This is a genomic window from Mesorhizobium sp. CA16 (assembly GCF_020165175.1).
Classification (GTDB): domain Bacteria; phylum Pseudomonadota; class Alphaproteobacteria; order Rhizobiales; family Rhizobiaceae; genus Mesorhizobium.
Genome location: NZ_JAIUHP010000017.1, coordinates 88,794 through 112,676, shown reverse-complemented (window position 1 = coordinate 112,676; position 23,883 = coordinate 88,794). Strand labels below are relative to the sequence as shown.

16 protein-coding genes are annotated in these 23,883 nt (G+C 64.8%); 10 read left to right on the top strand and 6 right to left on the bottom strand.

The features are described 5' to 3' along the window. The first annotated feature begins 108 nt into the window (after positions 1-108). Together LB525_RS22545 and purH are read left to right on the top strand one after the other, a co-directional pair. Positions 109-1,854 (top strand): heparinase II/III family protein, encoded by a 1,746-nt coding sequence (locus LB525_RS22545; RefSeq protein WP_411971041.1) that lies wholly within the window; start codon positions 109-111, stop codon positions 1,852-1,854. Between the two features lie 110 nt (positions 1,855-1,964). Beyond that, complete coding sequence (gene purH, locus LB525_RS22540) at positions 1,965-3,581, top strand: bifunctional phosphoribosylaminoimidazolecarboxamide formyltransferase/IMP cyclohydrolase (protein WP_224547313.1); 1,617 nt, start codon at positions 1,965-1,967, stop codon at positions 3,579-3,581. Between the two features lie 170 nt (positions 3,582-3,751). Here the strand turns inward: purH and LB525_RS22535 are convergent, their stop codons facing one another. Next, positions 3,752-5,125 carry an MFS transporter gene (locus LB525_RS22535; RefSeq protein ID WP_224547311.1) on the bottom strand — a complete coding sequence of 458 codons (1,374 nt, stop codon included), beginning with the start codon at positions 5,123-5,125 and terminating at the stop codon, positions 3,752-3,754. A gap of 375 nt (positions 5,126-5,500) precedes the next feature. Further along, positions 5,501-10,270 carry an NAD-glutamate dehydrogenase gene (locus LB525_RS22530; RefSeq protein WP_224547309.1) on the bottom strand — a complete coding sequence of 1,590 codons (4,770 nt, stop codon included), beginning with the start codon at positions 10,268-10,270 and terminating at the stop codon, positions 5,501-5,503. 128 nt (positions 10,271-10,398) lie between these two features. Here LB525_RS22530 and LB525_RS22525 point away from each other — a divergent pair, with 128 nt between their 5' ends. Together LB525_RS22525 and LB525_RS22520 are read left to right on the top strand one after the other, a co-directional pair. Further along, entirely contained in the window at positions 10,399-10,962 is a 564-nt protein-coding gene (locus LB525_RS22525) for a peroxidase-related enzyme (protein WP_224547307.1), read from the top strand. Between the two features lie 160 nt (positions 10,963-11,122). Further along, the gene (locus LB525_RS22520; RefSeq protein ID WP_224528372.1) at positions 11,123-11,446 is read left to right on the top strand and encodes a hypothetical protein; all 324 of its coding nucleotides are present in this window, start codon (positions 11,123-11,125) and stop codon (positions 11,444-11,446) included. A 10-nt stretch (positions 11,447-11,456) separates the two neighbouring features. On the opposite strand, the gene LB525_RS22515 is transcribed toward LB525_RS22520, so the two are convergent. Further along, on the bottom strand, positions 11,457-12,068 hold the full coding sequence (locus LB525_RS22515; protein ID WP_224547305.1) for a LysE family translocator: 612 nt from the start codon (positions 12,066-12,068) through the stop codon (positions 11,457-11,459). Between the two features lie 610 nt (positions 12,069-12,678). On the opposite strand from LB525_RS22515, the gene LB525_RS22510 reads away from it, so the two are divergent. Continuing rightward, positions 12,679-13,305, top strand: a complete 627-nt coding sequence (locus tag LB525_RS22510) for a DUF1062 domain-containing protein (protein WP_224547303.1) — start codon at positions 12,679-12,681, stop codon at positions 13,303-13,305. A 47-nt stretch (positions 13,306-13,352) separates the two neighbouring features. Here the strand turns inward: LB525_RS22510 and typA are convergent, their stop codons facing one another. After that, on the bottom strand, positions 13,353-15,182 hold the full coding sequence (gene typA / locus LB525_RS22505) for a translational GTPase TypA (RefSeq protein ID WP_140544231.1): 1,830 nt from the start codon (positions 15,180-15,182) through the stop codon (positions 13,353-13,355). Between the two features lie 194 nt (positions 15,183-15,376). Between typA and LB525_RS22500 the strand changes: the two genes are divergently transcribed. After that, complete coding sequence (locus LB525_RS22500; protein WP_224547302.1) at positions 15,377-15,664, top strand: hypothetical protein; 288 nt, start codon at positions 15,377-15,379, stop codon at positions 15,662-15,664. Between the two features lie 227 nt (positions 15,665-15,891). Here LB525_RS22500 and LB525_RS22495 read toward each other — a convergent pair whose 3' ends face one another. Both LB525_RS22495 and LB525_RS22490 read right to left on the bottom strand, forming a co-directional pair. Beyond that, positions 15,892-17,466, bottom strand: coding sequence for an alkaline phosphatase D family protein (locus LB525_RS22495; protein ID WP_224547300.1), 1,575 nt, complete (start codon positions 17,464-17,466; stop codon positions 15,892-15,894). A 257-nt stretch (positions 17,467-17,723) separates the two neighbouring features. After that, positions 17,724-19,007 carry an MFS transporter gene (locus LB525_RS22490; RefSeq protein ID WP_224547297.1) on the bottom strand — a complete coding sequence of 428 codons (1,284 nt, stop codon included), beginning with the start codon at positions 19,005-19,007 and terminating at the stop codon, positions 17,724-17,726. A gap of 78 nt (positions 19,008-19,085) precedes the next feature. Between LB525_RS22490 and LB525_RS22485 the strand changes: the two genes are divergently transcribed. The 4 genes from LB525_RS22485 (at position 19,086) to LB525_RS22470 (ending at position 23,854) form a co-directional block, all read left to right on the top strand. Beyond that, the gene (locus LB525_RS22485) at positions 19,086-19,694 is read left to right on the top strand and encodes a TetR/AcrR family transcriptional regulator (protein WP_224547295.1); all 609 of its coding nucleotides are present in this window, start codon (positions 19,086-19,088) and stop codon (positions 19,692-19,694) included. Between the two features lie 43 nt (positions 19,695-19,737). After that, positions 19,738-20,328 (top strand): hypothetical protein, encoded by a 591-nt coding sequence (locus tag LB525_RS22480; protein ID WP_224547293.1) that lies wholly within the window; start codon positions 19,738-19,740, stop codon positions 20,326-20,328. A 102-nt stretch (positions 20,329-20,430) separates the two neighbouring features. Further along, a complete protein-coding gene (locus LB525_RS22475; protein ID WP_224547291.1) occupies positions 20,431-22,506 on the top strand; it encodes a 3-hydroxyacyl-CoA dehydrogenase NAD-binding domain-containing protein in 2,076 nt (691 codons plus the stop codon). 322 nt (positions 22,507-22,828) lie between these two features. Further along, complete coding sequence (locus LB525_RS22470; protein WP_224547289.1) at positions 22,829-23,854, top strand: BMP family protein; 1,026 nt, start codon at positions 22,829-22,831, stop codon at positions 23,852-23,854. Positions 23,855-23,883: the final 29 nt, after the last annotated feature.

Below are 23,883 nucleotides of genomic sequence, written 5' to 3'. Positions count from 1 at the left end.
TTGCTGACTTTTTTAGCGACGGCACGGGCAAGGCGGCGTGAAGCGGTTCACTTCGGCGAAATCCGCCTTCGCATAAGTTCTTGAATCGCATAAGCTTGTGCTTGGGTTATGGGGACATCAGGAGGGCTATTGGCACTTGTTGCCGGCAGCACGACGCGTCTTTGGACGCTTGTCGCGAGGGAGTTCTGGCGCAAAACGCGCCGGCGCCTCCGCGCCGGGCCGGTCTATCGCTGGCGCTATTCCGGCCGCACGCCCGAGCGCGTCCTGATCGCGCCGCCGGATCTGCGGCTTGCCGATCCGCAGATCGCGCTGGAGATCTATTACGGCCGCTATCCTCTGTCGGGCCACTTGGTCGAGACCGGCGGCAAGTCGCCTTTTCAGCTCGACGTGCCCAATCGCGGCTGGCAGAAATCGTTGCATGGCTTCCGCTGGCTGCGCCACATGCGCGCCACCGGCACCGAGCTCGCCGCCGCCAACGCGAGAGCCCTGGTGACCGACTGGATCGCCATGCATGGCAACCAGATCTCCGGCATCGCCTGGGAGCCGGGAACGACGGCCAAGCGGGTGATCGCCTGGCTGCAGCACTCCTCGGTGGTGCTGCAGGGCGCCGAATTCCCTTTCTATCGCGCCTTCCTGAAATCGCTCGCCGTGCAGATCCGCTATCTCCGCTCGATGGTGCGCGAGATGCCCGATGGCGAGGCCAGGTTGCGCGCCCGCATCGCGCTCGCCTTCGCCGCGCTGTCCCTGCCGGCGCCGGCCTCGGCGCTGCGTGCCGCGACACGCAACCTGGCCGAGGAGCTCGAGCATCAGATCCTGCCCGATGGCGGCCATATCTCGCGCAAGCCGATGGCGGTGCTCGAGCTGCTGGCCGATCTTCTGCCGTTGCGCCAGACCTATGCCAACCAGGCCGAGGCGCCGCCGTCGGCCTTGATCGGCGCCATCGACCGGATGTTGCCGGCGCTGCGTTTCTTTCGCCATCAGGACGGCAGCCTTGCCCGCTTCAACGGCATGGGCGCCACCATCCACGACCGCATCGCCACCATCATGCGCCATGACGACACGGTGGGCGCGCCGCTGCTGCACGCGCCGCATTCCGGCTACGAGCGCCTGTCGATGGGCGGCGTGACGGTGATCGCCGACACCGGCCTGCCGCCGCCTGTCGACGTCTCCAACGCAGCACATGCCGGCTGCCTCGCCTTCGAGCTCTCCTCCGGGCGCCAGCACTTCATCGTCAATGCCGGCATCGACACTTACGGCGCCCCGGAATTCCGGCCGCTGGCGCGCGCCACCGCCGCGCATTCGACCGCGACGCTCAACGACACCTCGTCGGCGCGCTTCAGCCACTCGCTGCGCGTCAGCGACCTGTTGGGATCGCCACTGATCGGCGGCCCGCAGCATGTGCCCTGCAAGCGCCTCGACGAGAAGGGCATGCAAGGCTTCGTCGCCCGCCATGACGGCTATGTCCAGCAGTTCGGCTTCCTGCATGAGCGCGAGCTGAAGCTGACCAGCAACGGCAACGTGCTTGCCGGCCGCGATCGGTTCCTGCGCCCGGGCAATGCCGCGATCCGCAACAACGGCCGCGACTTCGTCACGGTGCGCTTCCACGTCCACCCGGACATCAGCCTGCTGCAGGACGACCACGACCGCCTGACGCTCGCTGGCGCGCAGGGCGACAGCTGGGTCTTCACCTGCGCCGAAGTGGTGCCGGAGGTCGAGGAATCGATCTACTTTGCCGGCCTGAGCGGCCCGCGCCGCAGCCGGCAGATCGTGCTCGCCTTCAAGGCCTCGGAAATCGCCGAGGTCCACTGGCAGCTGACCCGCACTGTTATTTCCGGCTATTCCGAAAACAACTGAGGCTGGCTGGCAAACGGCTGCGCGCCTGATCCCGGACTCACTTGATTTCCGGGGCTCATATGCTAGGGCCGGCCAACGTCCCTGCCAACAGCTCTGAAAGGCCGCCCGCCATGGCCGTGCCCACAAAAAACATTCCGGCGCCTGACCTCGTTCCGGTGCGCCGCGCGCTGCTTTCCGTCTTCGACAAGACAGGCTTGGTCGATTTCGCCAAGGCGCTCGCCGCCGCCGGGGTCGAGCTGGTTTCGACGGGCGGCACGGCAAAGGCCCTCGCCGGGGCGGGCCTGGCGGTCCGCGACGTTTCCGACCTCACCGGTTTTCCCGAGATCATGGACGGGCGGGTGAAGACCTTGCATCCGTCGGTGCATGGCGCGCTGCTCGGCATCCGAGACGACGCCGAGCATGCCAAGGCGATGCACGACCACAACATCGAGCCGATCGATCTCGTCGTCTGCAATCTCTATCCGTTCGAGGACGTCCGCCGCTCCGGCGCCGGCTATGCCTCGATCGTCGAGAACATCGACATCGGCGGGCCGGCGATGATCCGCGCCTCGGCCAAGAACCACGCCTACGTCGCCATCGTCACCGACCCGGCCGACTATGCTTCCGTCGTCAGCGCGCTGGAGATGAATCTGGGCTCGCTGTCGCTCGATTTCCGCAAGATGCTGGCGGCCAAGGCCTTTGCCCGCACCGCCACCTATGACGCCGCGATCTCCGGCTGGTTCGCCGAGGCGCTGGAGATCGAGCACCCGACATGGCGCGCGTTCGGCGGCCGGCTCGACCAGGTGATGCGCTATGGCGAGAACCCGCATCAGGGCGCAGGCTTCTACCTGTCGGGAGACAAGCGGCCGGGCGTGGCAACGGCAAAGCAGTTGCAAGGCAAGCAGCTCTCCTACAACAACATCAACGACACCGACGCCGCTTTCGAGTTGGTCGGCGAGTTCGATCCGGCGCGCTCGGCGGCGGTCGCCATCATCAAGCATGCCAACCCCTGCGGCGTTGCCGAGGGCTCATCGCTGAAGGCGGCCTACGCCAAGGCGTTGGAATGCGACCCGGTCTCGGCCTTCGGCGGCATCGTCGCCATGAACCGCATCCTCGACGCCGAGGCGGCGGAAGAGATCGTCAAGACCTTCACCGAGGTCATCATCGCGCCCGACGCCACCGACGAGGCCGCCGCGATCGTCGCGGCGAAGAAGAATTTGCGCCTGCTGGTCACCGGCGGCCTGCCCGATCCCCGCGCCGCCGGCACGACGGTGAAATCCGTCGCCGGCGGACTGCTGGTGCAAGGCCGCGACAATGCGGTCGTCGACGATCTCGAGCTCAAGGTGGTGACGAAGCGCGCGCCGACGCCGGCTGAGATGGCCGACCTCAAATTCGCCTTCCGCATCGCCAAGCATGTCAAGTCCAACGCCATCGTCTATGCCAGGGACGGCGCGACCGTCGGCATCGGCGCCGGCCAGATGAGCCGCGTCGATTCCTCGCGCATCGCCGCCCGCAAGGCGCTGGACGCTGCCGAAGCGGCGGGCCTCGCCGAGCCGCTGACCAAAGGCTCGGTCGTCGCCTCGGACGCCTTCTTCCCCTTCGCCGACGGCCTCTTGTCGGCAATCGAAGCCGGCGCCACGGCGGTCATCCAGCCCGGCGGCTCGATGCGCGACGAGGACGTCATCGCCGCCGCCGACGAGCACGGCATAGCCATGGTGTTCACCGGGGTGAGGCATTTCAGGCATTGATGCGCTTCTTCCTTCTCCCCTTGTGGGAGAAGGTGTCGCCGAAGGCGACGGATGTGGGGTGTTCCAGAAGACACCAGCCTCTCACTCCGCTGGAACACCCCTCATCCGTCTCGGCGCTACGCGCCGATCCACCTTCTCCCACAAGGGGAGAAGGAAAAGTCGTACTACGCCTACCGCTTATCCGCCGGATAGGGTGTCCCCGCCAGGATCGCCATGCCGATGCCGAGGAACAGGATGATCGCCGCCATGCCGAGCCGGGGCGAATCGCTGATGGTGGTGATGCTCGCCACCATGAACGGCGCCAGGAAGCTCGTTGCCCGACCAGCCAACGCATAGATGCCGAAATAGCGGCCGGACTCGGCGGCGGTCACGCTGCGCGCCATGTAGGACCGCGACGAGGCTTGCACCGGCCCGAAGGCGAGCCCGATCAGCAGGCCGTAGAGGATATAGGCTTTCTCGGCCGCTGTGCCGAACAGGCCGCCGGAATCGGCGGTCGGCAGGGGGATCAGGCCGAGCAGCGTGAAGCCCGGTCCGGTGGAGACGACGCCGATGGTGGCGACCGACAGCATCACCAGCGCGATCATCACCACATGCTTCGAGCCCAGCGCTGTATCGAGCCGTGCCGCGATCCAGCAGCCGAAGATGGCGACGACATTGAGGATGATGCCGAACAAGCCGATCTCGGTGATCGACCACTGGAACATGCCGGCTGCGAACGTGCCGCCGAGTGCCAGCAGCGCATTGACGCCGTCCTGATAGATCATGCGGGCCAAGAGGAAGCGCAGGATGCCGCTGCGCTGGCGCACTTCCACCAGGGTGGACTTCAGCTCGGACAGGCCCTCGCGCACCGCCGGGCCGATCGGGATCCCCTTGGTGGCGTCCGGCGTGAATAAAAACATCGGCAGGATGAACAGGAAATACCAGCCGGCCGACATCGGCCCGGTGAAGCGCGCGTCCTCGCCGAGTTTCGGATCGAGTCCGAACAACGGATCAAGGCCGATGAGCGTCTTGCCGGTCTCGAGATTGCCGGCCAGGAACAGCACCACGAAGATCAGCGCGATCATGCCGCCGAGATAGCCAAGGCCCCAAGCCATGTTGGAGATCCGGCCGATCTCTTCCTTCGGCACCAGCCGCGGCATCATGGAATCGTTGAACACGGTGGAGAATTCGGCCGCCACCGAAGCCAGCGAGAACAAGAGCACGACCAGGAAAAGGTTGGAGCCCGGCGCCGCGAACCACAAAAGCGTGAGGCTGGCGATCTTGATGGCCGCGAAAAAAGCGATCCACGGCTTGCGCGGTCCGGTCTGGTCGGCGATCGAGCCGAGCACCGGCGACAGCACCGCGATGACCAGGCCCGCGGCGGCAATGCCGTAGCCCCACGCGGCCTGCCCGGCAGTCGGATCGCTCGCCATGCGCGAGACAAAATAGGGTCCGAAGATGAAGGTGGTGACAACTGTGAAGAAAGGCTGCGCCGCCCAGTCGAAGAACATCCAGCCCCAGATGCCGCGGCCCGATGCCCGCTGCACTGTCTCTACCGCCACCATGCTGATTCCCCTGGCACCGCTCGCGTCGGGCGCCATGTCTGCATGTTTTCAGCCAGCGATGCAAATGGACAAGCGCCGGTTCCTCGCCCCACGCAGTGGGTTACGCTATGCACACATCTTCTGTGACTGGCGCGACTGATCAGGCCGAAGCTTGATTGCCACGTGGTTCCCCCAATCCGTCGCTGCTTCGCAGCGCCACCTTTCCCCCTCCGGAGGGAAAGGAAGGGAGCGTTGCTGGACCAGCAGACGGCAAAAAGCTTGGCGCCTTTCCTCTACCCCGTCGATCGGGGGAGAGGTGGCTCGACGAAGCCGAGACGGAGTGGGGGTCGACCAGCGCGGCATAAGACAATGCATGCGAGGAACCCAAGCAAACTCTCACATCCCCGTCAGGTCGCTCATCAGGCCCGATGCCACCGACAGCCGCGACACGGTGATGTCGCCGCCTTCGGTCAGCGCCTGCAGCCGCTCGCGGATGCGCGCGACACGGTCGCCGCCGGCTTCCAGCCAAGCCCCGACCGGATCCGCCGTCGTGCCGTGCGCGGTGAGCGCCGCCACCGCGATGCCGCGCCGCGCCACGCCGATCGTGTCGGCCGCGCGCGACAGCGCCAACTGGTCGTAATAGTCCGGCGGCATGATCGAGCGCGCGGCTTCCTCGACGCGCGGGATGCGGAAGGCATCGCTGACGGCGAAGAAGGCCTTGGCCGCGCTGACGATGTCGGCATTGGCCGTGCGCGCGGTGAGCGCGACGTCGGGGATCAATTCGGCCACTTCGGCCAGAGCGAGCTGCCCGGCGAGCTTCTCCGGCGCGCCGCTCTTGGACAGACCGTGCCGCCGCTCCTCGACGCGTTCACGCGAGAAGGCCGGCAGCAGCGAGAGAAGCTTCGGCTCGAGCGCCTTGCGCGCCTCCTGCAATTCGGCGATGCGCTGGCCAAGCGGCGCGGAGCCGGCTTCGTGCTTCAGGTACCAGCCGCTGGTCACAAAGATAAGCCGGCTGATCGCTTGATAGAGATCGAGCTGGACCTGCCCGTCGATATGGTTGTCGAGCGCGTCGATCTCGCGATAGAGCGCAGGCAGCGCGAAGCCGTCGCGGACCATGGCGAAGATGCGCACCACATCGGCCGCCGTGCGGCCCGTGGCTTCCTGCAGCCGGTTGACGAAGGACGGTCCGCCGCGATTGACCAGGTCATTGGCGAGCACGCGCGCGATGATCTCGCGCCGCAGCCGGTGTTCGCGGATCTCGCCGGCGAATTTCCTCGCCATGCGTTCCGGGAAATAACCCATCAGATCGCGATCGAAATGCTGATCGTCCGGCACGTCGCTGACGACGATATCGGAGAACAGCACGATCTTGGCATAGGCGAGCAGCACGCCGAGCTCGGCCCGGGTCAGCGGCTCGCCGCGCGCCTCGCGTTCGGCAAGCGCAGCCGGCGAAGGCAGCGTCTCGACCGCCCGGTCGAGCAGGCCGCGCGCTTCCAGCGCCGACATGAAGCGCGCCTGGTGCGCGATGTCGGCAAGCCCGCGCTTGCGCGCCAGCGAAAGCGCCAGCGTCTGCTGATAGTTGTTGGCGAGCACCAGCGCGCCCACCTCGTCGGTCATCTCGGCAAGCAGCTTGTTGCGCGCCGGCCTCGCCAGCGAGCCTTTGCGCATCGCCGACGCCAGCGCGATCTTGATGTTGACCTCGACGTCGGAACAGTTGACGCCACCCGAATTGTCGATGGCGTCCGAGTTGCAGCGGCCGCCATTCATGCCGAACTCGATGCGCGCCCGTTGCGTGACGCCGAGATTGGCGCCCTCGCCGATGACTTTCGCCCGGACATCGAGCGCCGTGACGCGGACGGCGTCGTTGGCGCGGTCGCCAACATCGGCGTTGCTTTCGCCTGAAGCCCGCACATAGGTGCCGATGCCGCCGAACCACAAAAGGTCGACCGGCGCCTTGAGGATGGCGTTCATGATCTCGACCGGCGTAGCCGTGGTCTTGGCGAGGCCGATCGCGGCGGCCGCGGCCTGCGGCAGCGTGATCGATTTCTGGTTGCGCGAGACGATGACGCCGCCTTCCGACAGCTTCGACTTGTCGTAGTCCTGCCAGGACGAGCGCGGCAGCGCGAACATGCGCTGCCGCTCGACCATCGAGGCGGCCATGTCCGGATCGGGATCGATGAAGATGTCGCGATGGTCGAAGGCGGCGATCAGCCTGGTGGCCGGCGACAACAGCATGCCGTTGCCGAACACGTCGCCCGACATGTCGCCGACGCCGACCACAGTGAAGGGCGAGGTCTGGATGTCGCGGTTCATCTCGCGGAAATGCCGCTTCACCGCTTCCCAGGCGCCCTTGGCGGTGATGCCCATCTTCTTGTGGTCGTAGCCGGCCGAGCCGCCGCTGGCGAAGGCGTCGTCCAGCCAGAAATGGTGTTTTTCGGAAATGGCATTCGCGGTGTCTGAGAAGGTCGCCGTGCCCTTGTCGGCGGCGACGACGAAATAGGGATCGTCCTGGTCGCGCCGTACCACATCGGCCGGCGGGATGACGCCGTCGACGCCGATATTGTCGGTGATCGAAAGCAGGCTGGAGACGAAGTTCTTGTAGGCCGATGTGCCGGCTTCGAAGATGGCGTCCCGCCCGGCGCTCATCGGCAGTTTCTTCGGATAGAAGCCGCCCTTGGCGCCGACCGGCACGATGACTGCATTCTTGACCTGCTGCGCCTTCACCAGGCCCAGCACCTCGGTGCGGTAGTCCTGGGCGCGGTCCGACCAGCGCAGGCCGCCGCGCGCCACCGGGCCGAAGCGCAGATGCACGCCTTCCACCTCGGAGCCGTAGACGAAGATCTCGCGCCATGGCCGCGGCGCCGGCAGTCCCTCGACCGCCTGCGAATCGAGCTTGATGGCGAGCGACTGCCCTTTCTGTTTCGTATCGGCTACGAAATGATTGGTGCGCAGCGAGGCTTCGATGAGGTTGAGATAGCGGCGGATGATGGTGTCGTCGTCGATATTGGGCACCTCCTCCAGCGCATCCTTGATCTTGGCCTTGAGGTGCTTGGCCGCGACCGCGCCTTCGCCTTCGGCCGCCGGACCGAGCCGGGCGACGAACAGCGCGTGCAGGCCGCGCGCGATCTCGGGATAGCGATTGAGCGCGGCGGCGATGAAATCCTGGCTCTGCGGAATGCCGGCCTGCTGCAGATAGCGGCCATAGGCGCGCAGGATGGCGATCTCGCCAGACCACAGGCCGGCGGTCTGGGCCAGGCCGTTATAGCTGTCATTGTCGACATCGCCGCGCCAGACCGACAGGAAGGCGTCTTCGAACAACGCGCCGCCATCGGAGATGTCGATACGCGCGCCATAGCTGTTCTCCAGCTCCATGTCGTGGATGAAGACTTTGCCGGAGCCGGTGTCGGCGACCTCGAAGGTGCGCTCGCTGATGACGCGGAAGCCGATATTTTCGAGCACCGGCACGCGCCGCGACAGCGCGACAGGGCTGCCGAAATGATAGATCTTCAAAGCCGCCTGGTGCGGCTTCTGGTCGGCATGGCGGTAATAGTCGATGGCGATCGGATTGTCGGCCCCGATCTTCGCGATGCGACCGGCATCGGCCAGCGCCACGGCGGCCGAGAAGCTGTCGCGATAGCTTTCGGGGAAACGCGCCGCGATCGCCTTCAGCGCCGGGTCGCTGCCGGCCGCCTCCGCGGCTTCGGCGAGCGCGTCCTCCCAAGTGCGCACGATGTCGCGAATCGCCGCCTCGATCGCCGACTGCTCGACCTTCGGGGTCTTACCGCCGGAACGGCCGATGATGAAATGCACGCGCGCCAGCCCGCCTTCCGGGAAGGCCGGGTAATAGGCCGACAGACGGCCCTCGAACACCGTCTTGAGATAGGTGCCGACCTTCTCGCGCACGACGCTGTCGTAGCGGTCGCGCGGTACGAAGACGATGATCGAGACGAAGCGGTCGAACTGGTCGACGCGTACCAGCGCCCGCACGCGCGGCCGCTCGATCAGCCCGAGTATGGCGCTGGCATGCTTGCGCAGGATGGGAATGGGAACCTGGAACAGCTCGTCGCGCGGATAGCTTTCCAGGATGTTGATCAGCGCCTTGCCGGAATGATCGTGCGGATCGAAGCCGGATTTCGAGATCACGGTCTCGGCCTTGGAGCGCAGATAGGGGATCTTCATCACCGAGCGCGTGTAGGCGGTCGAGGTGAACAGGCCGACGATGCGCAGCTCGCCCGCGAGCGCCCCCTTCGACGTGTAGGTCTTGATGCCGATGTAATCGAGATAGATGCGGCGATGCACCGACGACTTGGCATTGGCCTTGGTGACGATCAGCGGCTCCGGCCCGTGCAGGAAGGCGCGGATTTCCGGCGTCGTCGTCACCGCCTCGGTGCCGCGCCTCAACACCAGCACATCCGGATCCGACAGGATGCCCAGGCCGGGTTTGTCGGCGCGCTCCAGCGAGCCGCTTTCCTCGCCGCCGGTATATTTGAACTCGCGCATGCCGAGGAAGGTGAAATTGTCGTCGCGCAGCCATTCGAGGAAGGCGATCGCCTCGGCGACGCTCTTCTTGTCGAGCGGCACCGCCGAATAGCGGAATTCGGAAATCGCCTGGTCGAGGCGGGCGAGCATCCGCTTCCAGTCGACGACGGCCGCCCGGACCTGCGAAAGCACCTTGTGCAGCCGCCCGGTGAGGCTCTTGGCCTGCTCGGCGGTCAGCCGCGGGATATGAACATGGACGACGCTCAGCCGGTCGTCATCCTCCTTGCCGCCGTCGCTAAGCACCTCGACCACACCGGTCTTGCCGTGGCGGACGGTGACGATCGGATGGGTGACCAAGGTCGGCTCACCGCTTGTCTCGGTGATTTCGCCGAGGATGGAATCGAACAGGAACGGCATGTTGTCGTTGACGACGGTGATGACCGTGACCGGCCGGCCGTCGCAGGCAACGCCCGAATCGGCTTCGACGGCAACGACGCTCTCGCCCTTCCTGTGGCTGGCGACTGCTTGGGCGGCGAGCTCGCCGGCGCGCTCGAGGTCGGCCACGTCATAGGCCGCGATGTCCTCGGCGGGCGCCCGCGCCAGCAGATAGTCGGCAAGCCTTGCGGGTTTCTCCTCCGCTTTCGCGGCGGCGGCTTTCCTCTTCGGCTTGGATTTCACGCTGGCCATGACGCTTAGTCCCTCCCGTTATATGCTTTTGCGACTATGGTAGCCAGATGACCGCCGTTTGGCGACAAAGGTTTGACGGCGCTTAAAAAAATTCCAACCGACGCCATCACAGCGCGAGGAGAACAGTCATGACCGGCAAAGTAACCGCGCTCGACCTTGTCCAGGCGGAGCTCGGCGAGGCGACGAAAGCCTATTTCGACAAATGCCGGGAGAAGCTCGGCCTCGTGCCAAACGTGCTTCTCGCCTACGCCTTCGACGAGAAGAAGCTGCGCGCCTTCACTGACATGTATAACGACCTGATGCTGGGCGAGTCCGACTTGTCGAAGCTGGAGCGCGAGATGATCGCCGTGGTCGTCTCCTCGATCAACCACTGCTTCTATTGCCTGACCGCGCATGGCGCGGCGGTGCGCCAGCTGTCGGGCGAACCGGCCTTCGGCGAGATGATGGTGATGAATTTTCGCGCCGCCGATCTGTCGGACCGGCAGCGCGCCATGCTCGAATTCGCTGTGAAGCTGACCGAGGAGCCGGCTAAAATCGTCGAGGCCGATCGCGCCGCCTTGCGCCAGGCCGGCTTCACCGACCGCGACATCTGGGACATCGCCTCGACTGCCGCCTTCTTCAACATGTCGAACCGGGTGGCGGCCGCCGTCGACATGCGGCCCAACCCCGAATACCACGCCATGGCAAGGTGAGCTCGTTACAGTAGACTCAACTTAACATCGATTGCCTGTTTTTCGTTTTGGTCCGATGATCAGGATTGCGGCAAGGCCGCATATCGGATTGCGGCATCACTGCATATCGCAAGCGGCGTGGCCGCATGCCGGTTCGACGTCGCCGACAAGGGAGGAGAACATGGCGAAATTTCTCTATGTCTATCATGGTTCCGGCAAGATGCCGACCGACGAAGCCGAACGCAAAGCGGCGATGGATGCCTGGACCGGCTGGTACGACAAGCTCGGCTCGGCCGTGGTCGACGGCGGCAATCCGGTCGGCATGTCGAAGACGGTGCTGCCCGGCGGCAAGATCGAGAACAATGGCGGCAGCAATCCGACCGCCGGCTACACCATCGTCGAAGCCAAGGATATCGACGATGCCGTCGCCAAAGCCAAGGACTGCCCGATCCTGATGGACCCGGCTTTCACCGTCGAGATCGCGCCGATCATCGAGATGATGTGAGGCCGGCGCTCTATCGCGCGGCGATAGCGGCGGCGGCGCCCGCCATCGTCGTAGCGCTGACGCGGTTGGCGATCTTCATGGCGCGCTTGCTCTTCAGCAGCCGGCGCGCCTGGGAGGCGGCCAGCACCCAGGCGAGATCGATGACGATCAGCACGAGCGCCATGGTCAGCGTCAGCTCGACCCAGCCGATCACGCTGACCGAAGCCAGATCGATGATGGTCGGCAGCAGCGCCAGATAGAACATCATGATTTTCGGATTGCCGAGTGTCACCGCCATGCCGGCAAGGAAAAGTTTCAGGGGCGAGTCCTCGCGCGGCATCTCGCCCTCCTTCGCCTCGACCGGCGCCGTCCACATCTTGAACGCGAGATAAGCAAGGTAGGCCACGCCAACCCATTTCACGACGACGAAGGCGTAATGGAAGGTTTGCGCCACGACGGCGAGCCCGAACACCGCCAGCGAAAGCCAGACGCCCTCGCCGATCCACATCGCCAGCAGGAACGGGAAGACGTCGCGGAACCCTTTCGAGATCACCCGTGCCACCAAGGCTGCGATCGACGGGCCGGGCGAACCGGCGGCGACAAAGAGCGCGGCGGCGAAGATCAGCAACGAGGCGAGATGCATGGGGTCGCTCCCTATAAGAAATAAAGAACGATAGCCGATCGTACTAGATTTGGCACGCCCAACAAGGCGCGAACGTTGATCAAGGCGACAACAACTGCCAGCGCCGGCGCCGCCCCTCATCTGGCTGCCGCCATCTTCTCCCCGTAAACGGGGCGAAGGGACATGGCGCCGACGATTTCGCCAGTCGCGAACGTTGCAGAAAGAGCGCCGGCGTCGCGGCCAGCCTCTTTCTCCCCGTTTACGGGGAGAAATGCCCGGCAGGGCAATGAGGGGCAGCGCCAACCTCGGCCCCCTAAACCTTGCCCCTTCGTCAACGTCCCGCTAGAAGACCCATCCCGACGTCCATTTCGAGCATCACTTTGCCTCAGTAATCGCCGGTCTCGCCAACTCCTCTGAATGCACCGCAGGCGCAGCTTTAGCGCCCCTGCATCTGTTCACGTGTTCTTCAGGCGGCGGTTCGAGACCGGTTTGGCATTGCTGAGCCGCCGTCGCGTGCAATCCGCGCCGACGCCTGACTTTCAAACACGCAGTCTTCGCCACGCCGTGGCCCGTGAGGGCATCTCGGACATCGCCGGCCTGAGGGACTTCCCGACGGGAAGGGCCTACCGGCATGTCTCGAGCCTTGTGCGCACGCTGGACGATTGCGCCCGCAATCGCGCCTCGACCTCTCATCAATTGCAATCGCTGCGGCGGCTTCAAGCCTTATCGATGCGGCGGGAAATTCCGCGTCAATGCCAACGGCAAGCGCATTGACGTCTGGCTGATCTATCGCTGCGTCGACTGCGACAATTCCTGGAATTTCCCCATCCTGGAACGGCGAAACCGCCGCGACATCGAGCCGGCGCTGCTCACCGCGCTTGAAAGCAACGATCCAGGCCTTGTCCGCCGCCACGCCTTCGATGGCGCGATGCTGCGCGACCGGGCTGGCCGGATCGAAGAATCGCCCGAAGTCACGGTTCGAAAGGAGCTTCTGGCCGGCGAGCCGGGGCGCGCGAGCGCGCTCGCGCTCGAACTTCGGCTCGAGAGCGCGACGCCTTTGCGGCTCGACCGCCTGCTTGCCGGCGAGCTCGGCCTTTCGCGGTCAAGGCTTCAGGCCCTGGACGACCGGAAGCAATTGACCGTCGAGCCCGATGGCGGAAGGGCCTTGCGCAAGCCCGTGCGCGATGGCCTGGCGGTGCGCATTGACCTGGCCGGGGATGCGGATTGCGCCGCGATCCTCTCGGCCGCGTGCTGCTGAAACAAAAAGAGGGAGCACCCGCTCCCTCTTGTACCTTCTCTGAAAATTTACGCCGCGCCCATCACCTTGGCGGCCTTCTCGAAACGCTTGCGCTCGTTCGGGTCGAGATGGAGCTTGCGCAGGCGGATGGTCTTCGGCGTCACCTCGACCAGCTCGTCGTCCTGGATCCAGGCGAGCGCCCGCTCCAAGGTCATGCGGATCGGCGGCGTCAGCTTCACCGCTTCGTCCTTGCCGGCGGCGCGGATGTTGGTGAGCTTCTTGCCCTTGAGCACGTTCACTTCGAGGTCGTTGTCGCGCGAATGGACGCCGATGATCATGCCCTGATAGACCTTGACGCCCGGATCGATGATCATCGGGCCGCGGTCTTCCAGGTTCCACATCGCATAGGCGACCGATTCGCCCTGCTCGTTGGAGATCAGCACGCCATTGGTGCGGCCGGGCAGCTCGCCCTTATACGGCTCGTAGGCAAAGAACAGCCGGTTCATCACGGCGGTGCCGCGCGTGTCGGTCAACAATTCGGACTGATAGCCGATCAGGCCGCGCGTCGGGGCATGGAAAACCAGGCGCTGGCGGTTACCGCCGGACGGGCGCAGCTCGACCATCTCGGCCTTGCGCTCCGACATCTTCTGCACGACGACGCCGGCATGCTCCTCGTCAACGTCGATAACGACTTCCTCGACCGGCTCCAGCAGCTGGCCGTCCTCGCCCTTCTGCATGACGACGCGCGGACGCGACACGGCAAGCTCGAAGCCTTCGCGGCGCATCGTCTCGATCAGCACGGCGAGCTGCAATTCGCCGCGGCCGGACACGAAGAAGGAATCCTTCTCCGCCGATTCCTCGATCTTCAGCGCGACATTGCCTTCGGCCTCGCGCAGCAGCCGGTCGCGGATGACGCGGCTGGTCACCTTGTCGCCCTCGGTGCCGGCAAGCGGCGAGTCATTGACGAGGAAGGACATGGTCACGGTCGGCGGATCGATCGGCTGCGCATGCAGCGGCTCGCTCACCGCCGGATCGCAGAAGGTGTCGGCGACGGTGCCTTTCGACAGGCCGGCGATGGCCACGATGTCGCCCGCCTGCGCTTCCTCGATCGGCTGGCGCTCGAGGCCGCGGAACGCGAGGATCTTGGAAATGCGGCCGGTCTCGATCTGCGTGCCGTCATGGTGCAGCACCTTGACCGCCTGGTTGGCCTTCAGCGTGCCGGACTCGATGCGGCCGGTTATGATGCGGCCGAGGAACGGATTGGCCTCGAGGATGGTGCCGATCATGCGGAACGGGCCGGGATGGACCGTCGGCGCCGGCACATGCTTGACGACCAGGTCGAACAGCGGTGCAAGACCTTGGTCCTTCGGACCCTCGGGGTTTTCCGAAACCCAGCCGTCGCGACCCGAACCGTAGAGGATCGGGAAGTCGAGCTGCTCGTCGGTGGCGTCGAGCGCGGCGAAGAGGTCGAACACCTCGTTGACCACTTCGATATGGCGGGCATCCGGACGGTCGATCTTGTTGATGACGACGATCGGGCGCAAGCCGACCTTGAGCGCCTTGCCGACGACGAATTTGGTCTGCGGCATCGGCCCTTCGGCGGCGTCGACGAGCACGATCGCCGAATCCACCATCGACAGGATGCGCTCGACCTCGCCGCCGAAATCGGCGTGTCCGGGCGTGTCGACGATGTTGATGCGGGTGCCATGCCAGTCGACCGAGGTCGCCTTGGCCAGGATGGTGATGCCGCGTTCCTTTTCGAGGTCGTTGGAATCCATGGCGCGCTCGGCGACGCGCTGGTTGTCGCGGAAGGCGCCGGACTGTTTCAGGAGTTGGTCGACCAGGGTGGTCTTGCCATGGTCGACATGCGCGATGATCGCGATATTGCGGAGGTTCATTGTCTGGTCTCGGGAGCGTTGCAGGCAGCAGGCCCAGAGGCGCCGCCTTTTTCGGTTGCGCGGCTCATACAAGGTTTTTCGCAATTGCGAAAGGGGAGGCCCGACCCCAAATACATGGTCACCGATTCTTAAACGTCTTGGTGTGAAATGATTCCGTTAACCAAGGCGGAACCTTTGAGGGGCCGGACAGTTCCATGTTCATGACCGATCAGATGTCCAGATTGCGTCCGGTTTTCGCGTGGGCGGCGCTTGGCGTGCTCGTCGCGGCCGGTGCCGCGCAGTCGGCGGCTGCCCTTCGGCAAGCCGACCCGATCGTACCGCCCGACGCCAGGACCGCGCAGCAGATGTTCGCCGACGCCCCCGACGGCGTCGACCCGATCGTCACCGGCCCGGTCAGCGCCGCCTTCAAGCAACGCCAGAAGGATGCCAACTGCGACACCGCAGTCTGGCCGAAGATTCCCACGGCTTGCTATCCGGATTGACGCTCTTGACGGCATTTCCGAGTTCAGTTCTGGACTGTCACGGCGCTTTGACATCGCGGCATTAGGCCGAGCGACTGCTGGGTCCAGGGTGTGTTGAGATTCAGGTTAGGCCGGGCCGAGAACGGTGGTTTCCGAGAACCGGAGCGGAGCGTACTTAAAGTACGTGAGCACCGGAAGCGCAGGAAACCATTGTTCGCAGGCCGGCATCACCTGAATATCAACGCAGCCTAAGCCGACCGCACCGGATCGAGCGTAACCTTGTAAAGCTCGTTGTCGTCGCGATCCATCAGCCGCACGGTGAGCTGTTCCGTCGCGCCGGAAATGTCGACCAGACCGAAGAACTGCAGCCCGGCCGACGGCGGCAGGTTCTGGCCCTGCTCGGCGGTTGGCGCCTTGATGAATTTCAGCTCCGGCCCGAAGGTCATGTCGAGGTCGTTGGGGCCGAAGGTGCCGGCGTGGATCGGGCCGGAGACGAATTCCCAGAACGGATTGAAATCCTGGAACTGCGCCTTGTCGGGATTGTAGTAATGCGCCGCGGTGTAGTGGACGTCGGCGGTCAGCCACACCGTGTTGGTGATGCCGGCATTCTTGATGAAACGCAGCACGTCGGCGAATTCCAACTCGCGGCCTTTCGGCACGCCATTGTCGCCGTTTGCGACCGCCTCGGCACCGGCCTTCTTCGCCGCGTCGTTCCAGACGACCAGGCCAAGCGGCATGTCGGCGGCGATGACCTTCCACGTTGCCCTGGAATTCGCCAGCTCGCGCTTCAGCCACTTGGACTGCTCCTCGCCGATCATGCGCGACTTCGGCGTCAGCGTCTCTTCCATGTCGGGGCCGTTCGGGCCGCGATAGGAACGCATGTCGAGGAAGAACACGTCGAGCAGCGGCCCATGCGAGACCTTGCGGTAGACGCGGCCCGGTTCCGACGGCTCGTAACGGATGGTCGTCATTTCATGGAAGGCGCGAGCCGCCCTGGCCGCCAGCACATGGATCGACTTTTCCTTGTAGCGGTCGTCGGCGGTCAGGTCCTTCGAATCCGACCAGTTGTTGAGCACCTCGTGGTCGTCCCACTGGTAGAAGGTCGGGCAGATGGCCGACAGGCCAAGCACATGCTTGTCCATCATGTTGTATTTCCACTGGTCGCGGTATTCGTCCAGCGTCTCGGCCACCTTGCGCTTGCCGTCGATCATGACGACGTTCTTCCACTTGCCGCCGCCGGGCAGGTCGACCTCGTCCTTCATGGCGCCGTCGGCATAGATGGTGTCGCCGGAATGCAGGAAGAAGTCCGGCGTGTGCTTGGCGATGGTCGAATAGGTCTTCATGCCGGTCTCGTCGATGCCCCAGCCCTGACCGGCGGTGTCGCCCGACCAGGCGAAGCGCACATCGCGCTTGGACGACGGCGCGGTACGGAAACGGCCGACGATCGGCTCGGACACGGCATTGATGTCGGAAAGATCGGCAGCAGTCATGCGGTAGAAGATGTCCTGGTCCGAGGCGAGATCGGTGAGCAGCCGCTTCACCGTGTAGTCGCTGGCCGGCGAGGTATCGAGCGCCGCCAGCCGCGTCGCATTGGCGAAGCTTTCGGTCGTCGACACTTCATACATCACGCGGGCCGGACGATCGGTGCGGGTCCAGACCATGCCCGAGATGGCGTCGACGTCGCCGGACTGGACGCCATGCGTGAAGGCCGGACGCTGGCTGGCGCGGGAATAATAGGGCAGCGCCAGACCGGAGGCGCCGACAAGGCCGAAGGCGCTGGCCGAAGTGACGAAAGCGCGGCGGGTGAGCGAAAGCTTGTTCATGGCTGTCTCCGGGATGGCATTGAGCGGGACCGCCAAGCTCTCGCTTCAATGTTTCAGGCGCATATCGGAACCATGAAGTTTTGATAACAGTCGACATCTTCCTTCTCCCCTTGTGGGAGAAGGTGGATCGGCGCGCAAGCGCCGAGACGGATGAGGGGTGTTCCAGCGGAGTGAGGCGTCGGTGTTCCCTGGAGCACCCCTCATCCGGCCGCTTCGCGGCCACCTTCTCCCACAAGGGGAGAAGGGAAAGTCGCGCCTCAAGCCGCCTGCGGCTCCGGCTCGAAAGCCGGCCTGTCGGTGTTGATCAAGAGCGAAATACAAGCCGCCGCGATGCCCGTCATGCCGGCAATCAGGAAGGCCAGCTCGTAATTGCCCTGCAGTTCGCGCATCGTGCCGCCGAAGGCGGCGGCGGCCGCGGCGCCCACCTGGTGGCCGGCGACGATCCAGCCGAACACGATCGGTCCGCTGCGATCGCCGAACGCCTCGTTGGCAAGCCGCAGCGTCGGCGGCACGGTGGCGATCCAGTCGAGCCCGTAGAGCACGGCGAAGATGACCAGGCTGGTAGCCGAGAAGCCGGAATAGGGCAGGTAGATCAGCGACAGACCGCGCACCGCGTAATAGACGCCGAGCAGCTTGCGCGGATCGAAACGGTCGGTGAGCCAGCCGGACAACGTCGTACCGATCAGGTCGAAAATGCCCATCATCGACAACAGCCCGGCTGCCTGCACCTCGCCGATGCCCATATCGCCGCAGAAGGCGATGAGATGCGTGCCGACGAGTCCATTGGTGGTGAAGCCGCAGACGAAGAAGGTGGCGAACAGATACCAGAACACCCGCGTGCCCGCCGCGCGGCGCAGCGTGTTCAGCGTGTGCGCCAGGAAATTGCCCTGCGATGCCGGCGACACCGGCGGCACGTCGTCGGCATCGGCGCCGTAACGAACCTGGCCGATCGAAGCGGGGCGCTCCGGCACCAGCAGCAAGACGAAGGGTATCAGCGCGGCGGTGGCCAGCGCCACGGCGATCGCCACCGGCTTCCAGCCGCCGCTCTGCGCCAGCGAGGCGATGAGCGGCAGGAAGACTAGCATTCCGGTGGCGCTGGAGGCCGACATCAGCCCCATCATCAGGCCGCGATTGGTCTTGAACCAGCGGTTGACGATGGTGGCGCCGAGCACGCTCGCCACCGCGCCCGAACCGATGCCGGAAAACACGCCCCAGGTGATGAAAAGATGCCATGGCTCAGTCATGAACAGGCTGAGCGCGGTCGATCCCGACATCACCAGCAGCGAGCCGAGCAGCGTGCGGCGCAGCCCAATGCGCTCCATCAGCGCGGCGGCGAACGGACCGGTCAGGCCGTAGAGCAGGATGCCGACGCTGGCGGCCCAGGACGTTACGTCGCGATGCCAGCCGAAGCTTTTCTCCAGCGGCACCATCATCACCGAGGGCGCCGAACGGAGCCCGGCCGCGATCAGCAGGCACAGGAAAATGACGGCAACAACGACGAATGCGTAGCGCTGGCCAAACGGACGGGACTGGATTATCATGTTACTGACCGGTACGTTGCAATGGAGTGAGGCCATACATACGTACCGGTCAGTAACATTGTCAAGCGAGTTGTTTGAATGCCATCCGACAATAAAATTGAAGCGTCGATCAGCGAGCCCCCTGCTCCGAGGGCGGCGGACAAGATCCTGGACGTGGCGCGCGACCTTTTTTATCGCGAAGGCATCAGGGCGATCGGCGTCGACGAGATCGTCAAGCGCGCCGGCGTCACAAAGCCGAGCCTGTACCGCAGCTTTCCATCCAAGGACGAGCTTGCCGCCTCCTATCTGCGCAAATACGACCTCGAATTCTGGGAACGCTTCGATGAAGCCGTCGACGCGCATCCGGGCGATCCGCGCGCCCAGATCATCGCCTTCCTGACCCGCGTAGGCAAGCGCACGCAAAAGCCGGACTATCGCGGCTGCGGCATGACCAACGCTGCGGTGGAATATCCCGAGCGCGGCCATCCCGCACGGGTGGTGAGCGAGAACAACAAAGTCGAATTGCGCCGCCGCCTGCGCGCCATGGCCGCCGCAATGGGCGCCGCCGATTCCGATACGCTGGGTGACGGCCTGCTGCTGCTCATCGAAGGCGCTTATATCAGCGGTCAGCTGTTTGGCGTTGGCGGACCGGCGGCGGCAGTCGCCCGCAACGCCGACCTCTTGATCGAAGCCAGCTTGAAGAAATAGCGATTGACGTTACGCTCGGGCAGCTCGAACGGAGTTGTCAGCGATGCGCGCTCTTCTGGTCCCGCTTGCCCTCGCCGGTTTCTGCCAGGCGGCCCAGGCCGGCGACATCTCCAGCGCCTACACCGATCTCGACTGGAAGAAGGACTGCGTGACCTACGCGCAGGCCGCGGAAGGCGACGGCGACTGGGCGAGCCTCGCCTGCTCCGGCTACCGCGGCTACCCGGTGCTGATCGGCTATGACGACGCGCGCGAATCCGTCTATTACGGCTTTCCGTCCGACGACATGACTGCGGTCTGGGAGAGCTTCACCGCCTTCAACGGCTCCGGACCGAAGGTGGAATGGCGCATCGAGACCAATGGCGGCGTCGCAATCCCCTTCGCCGCCATCCACCGCCGCTCCGTCAGCAACCCTGAGGACGAAAAGAAATCGACCGATGTGCTGGTCGTCGCCAAGGTCGCGCAACCGGAAGAGCATCAAGGCTGCACGATCGGCCTGGTATTAGCCACTGGCAACCCGCAGGCCAACGACCAGGCGCGCAAGCTCGCCGATGACAAGGCAAAGACCTTCGCCTGCGGCAAGGACAAGCGCGAGGTGATCGGCGACGTGCCGCCCTTCGGCCGCGTGGACAACTAACCGGGCCTCGCCAACAATTGGGCCAGGGCCGGATCGGGTTCCCATTCGGGTCGCTGCCTAGTAAACCCTTGCGCGGTTGCAGCCGGTCTCGGGAGGTTCCGCTTGTCCAGTTCTGTCAGCGTCACGAACGAGAACGGCGTGGCGGTGGTCACCATCGACAACCCGCCGGTCAATGCGCTGAGCTTTCATGTCCGCAAGCCGCTTTACGAGGCGCTCACCGCTTTGCGCGACGATCCCGCCGCGAGCGCGATCGTCATCGCCTGCGCCGGCCGCACCTTTGTCGCCGGCGCCGACATCACTGAATTCGGCAAGCCGGTCGAGCAACCGGAACTGCGCGCCATCGTTGCCTTGCTGGAAACCATCGCCAAGCCGACGGTGGCCGCCATCCATGGCACGGCGCTCGGCGGCGGGCTGGAACTGGCGCTCGGCTGCCATTTTCGTGTCGCGGACGCCGGCGCCAAGCTCGGCCTGCCGGAGGTAAAGCTCGGCCTGTTGCCGGGTGGCGGCGGGACCGTACGTTTGCCACGCCTGGTCGGCGCCGCGAAAGCGCTCGGCATGATCGTCTCGGGCAGACCGATCTCGGCCGGCGAGGCGAAGGCCGTCGGTCTTGCCGATGCGGTTGTCGACACCGATCTATTGGCAGAGGCGGTTCGTTTCGCCCGCGAAATGGTTTATCGAGGCGGACCGTTCGTGCCGGTGCGTGATCGCAACGACCGCCTTGCCGGAACCGACCTCGGTGCCTTCGACCGCCAAGCCGCCGATCTGGCCCGAAAAGCCCGCGGACTGGACGCGCCGCTTGCCTGCGCCGAAGCCGTGCGTAACGCGATCACCTTGCCGTTCGACGCAGCGCTTGCGGCCGAGCGGCAGCTCTTCCAAAAACTCGTTTCCGGCGACCAGTCGCGCGCGCAGCGGCATCTGTTTTTCGCCGAGCGCGAGGCGGCGAAGGTGCCGGGCAAGGATTTGCGGAAGCGCCGGATAGAGCGCGTCGGCGTGATCGGCGCCGGCACGATGGGCGGCGGCATCGCGATGGCCTTCGCCAATGGCGATCTGCCGGTGACTTTGCTCGAGACCAGCGAGGAAGCGCTGCGGCGCGGCCTGGCGACGATCGAGAAGAACTATGCCGTCTCCGTCAGCCGCGGCTCGTTGAGCGAAGAGGCGAAGCAGAAGCGGCTCGGACTTTTCAAGGGCAGCACCGATTACGCCGATCTCGTCGATTGCGATTTGATCATCGAGGCCGTGTTCGAGGACATGGCGGTGAAGAAGGACGTGTTCGGCAGGCTCGATGCGGTCGCCAGGCCCGGCGCCATCCTCGCCACCAACACCTCCTATCTCGACGTGAACGAAATCGCCGCCTCTACGTCGCGGCCGCAAGACGTGCTCGGCATGCATTTCTTTTCGCCGGCAAACGTCATGAAGCTCCTTGAGATCGTGCGCGCCGAAAAGACCGCACCTGAGGTTCTGGCGACGGTCACCGACCTCGCGCGGCGCATCGGAAAGGTCGCGGTCGTCGTCGGCGTCTGCCACGGTTTTGTCGGCAACCGCATGCTGTCCGCAAGGGGCGCCGAGAACGAGGCGCTGTTGCTTGAAGGCGCGACGCCAAGTCAGGTCGACAAGGCATTCACCGATTTCGGATGGCCGATGGGGCCGTTCCAGATGGGCGATCTCGCCGGCCTTGACATCGGTTGGCGCAACCGCAAGGCCCGCGGCCAGAAGGCTGTGATCGCCGATGCGCTGTGCGAAGAGGGACATTTCGGCCAGAAGACCGGGCGCGGCTGGTATCGTTACGAGACCGGCTCGCGTGAGCCGATTGCCGATCCGGAAATCGAGGCGCTGATCCGGGCGAAGGCGGCGGAGCTTGGAATTGCGCGGCGCGAGATCGGCGCCGAGGAGATTCTCGAACGCACGCTTTATCCCTTGGTCAACGAGGGTGCGAGGATTCTTGAGGAAGGCATCGCCGCGCGCGCCTCCGATATCGACGTCGTCTGGGTCAATGGCTACGGCTTCCCGATCGGCAAGGGCGGGCCGATGTTCTGGGCCGGGCTTGAAGGTGCGACGAAGATCGTCAGGCGGCTGGAGTTCTGGCACCGGCAGACCGGCCGGGCGATCTTTGAGCCGGCGCCGGCGTTGAGGCGGTTTGCCGAGACGGGATCGTGGGAAGGTGCGGGCGGCGCCCCATAACTTCGTCATTCCAGGGCGAAGCGAAGCGTAGACCCTGGAATCCATGCCGTTCCATCAGACAAAGAATGCAACGGTGCAGAACGAGCGATGGCACAGCCGTCGATTATTCTGCATCGTCGCCGCGCTCAGACGTCGCGGCATGGATCCTCGGGTCTGCGCTGCGTCGCTACGCTCCTTGCTCCGCCCGTGGATGACGAACGCGGAGGCGACAACACCCAAATTTGACCATGTGGACAAATCTCAGGCGCCGTTCCATAGTCCCGGGTGTCTGACATTTTGGAACGGCCGGCTCGACACGGCTGTCGAACAGAGGGGCACTTCAATGGAAAACGAACGTAGCAAAACGCAACGCGCCGGCCTGTCGCGGCGCAACGTGCTGGAACTCGGCGCGCTCGGCCTAGCGGCGGCTGCACTGCCCGGCGCGGCCTTCGCCAAGGACAAGAAGCTGAAGGTGGCGGCGATCTTCGCCACGCCGATCGAGGAGCCGTGGGACAACCAGATCCATGTCGCCCTGCAGAAGGCCGAGAAGGAGCTGGGCATCGAATACAAATGGTCGGAAAAGGTGCAGACCGCCGACTTCAGCCGCGTGATGCGCGAATATGCTCAAGGGGGCTACCAGCTGGTGCTGGGCGACGCCTTCGCCGCCGAGCGCGAGTCGCGCCGCACGGCCAAACAATTCCCAAAGACGGCGTGGCTGTTCGGCTCTGGCGCCGGTCCGGCCGAACCCAATTTCGGCGTCTTCGACAACTGGATCCACGAGCCCGCCTATCTCTCCGGCATGATCGCCGGAAAGATGTCGAAATCGGGCACGGTCGGCGCCGTCGCGGCGATGGGCATTCCGGAGGTCAACCGGCTGGTCAATGCCTTCTTTGCCGGTGCCAAGGAGGTCAACCCGAACGTCAAGAAGAAGGTCGCCTTCATCGGCTCTTTCTTCGATCCGCCCAAGGCCAAGGAAGCGGCCGTGGCGCAGATCGATGCCGGCGTCGACGTCATCTATGCCGAGCGCTTCGGCGTCATCGAGGCGGCGGTCGAGAAGAAGATCTTTGCCATCTCCAACATGTCCGACCAGTCCAGCCTCGGGCCGGATACGGTCATCACCGGCCCGGTGTGGGACATGTACCCAACGGTCGAGCAGGCGATCAAGCTGGTCAAGGCCGGCGTCTTCACCGCGCAGGACTATGGCGATTTCTCGCGCATGGCCAAGGGCGGTTCGTATCTGGCGCCCTTCCACAAGTTTGACAAGACGCTGCCGGCGGACGTCAAGGACCTGGTCGAGAAGAAGAAGGCCGAGATCCTCGAAGGCAATTTCCGCGTCGACGTCGACGAGAACACGCCGGTTTCGGATTAGAGCCGGCATTCCCCTCCCCCTTGAGGGGA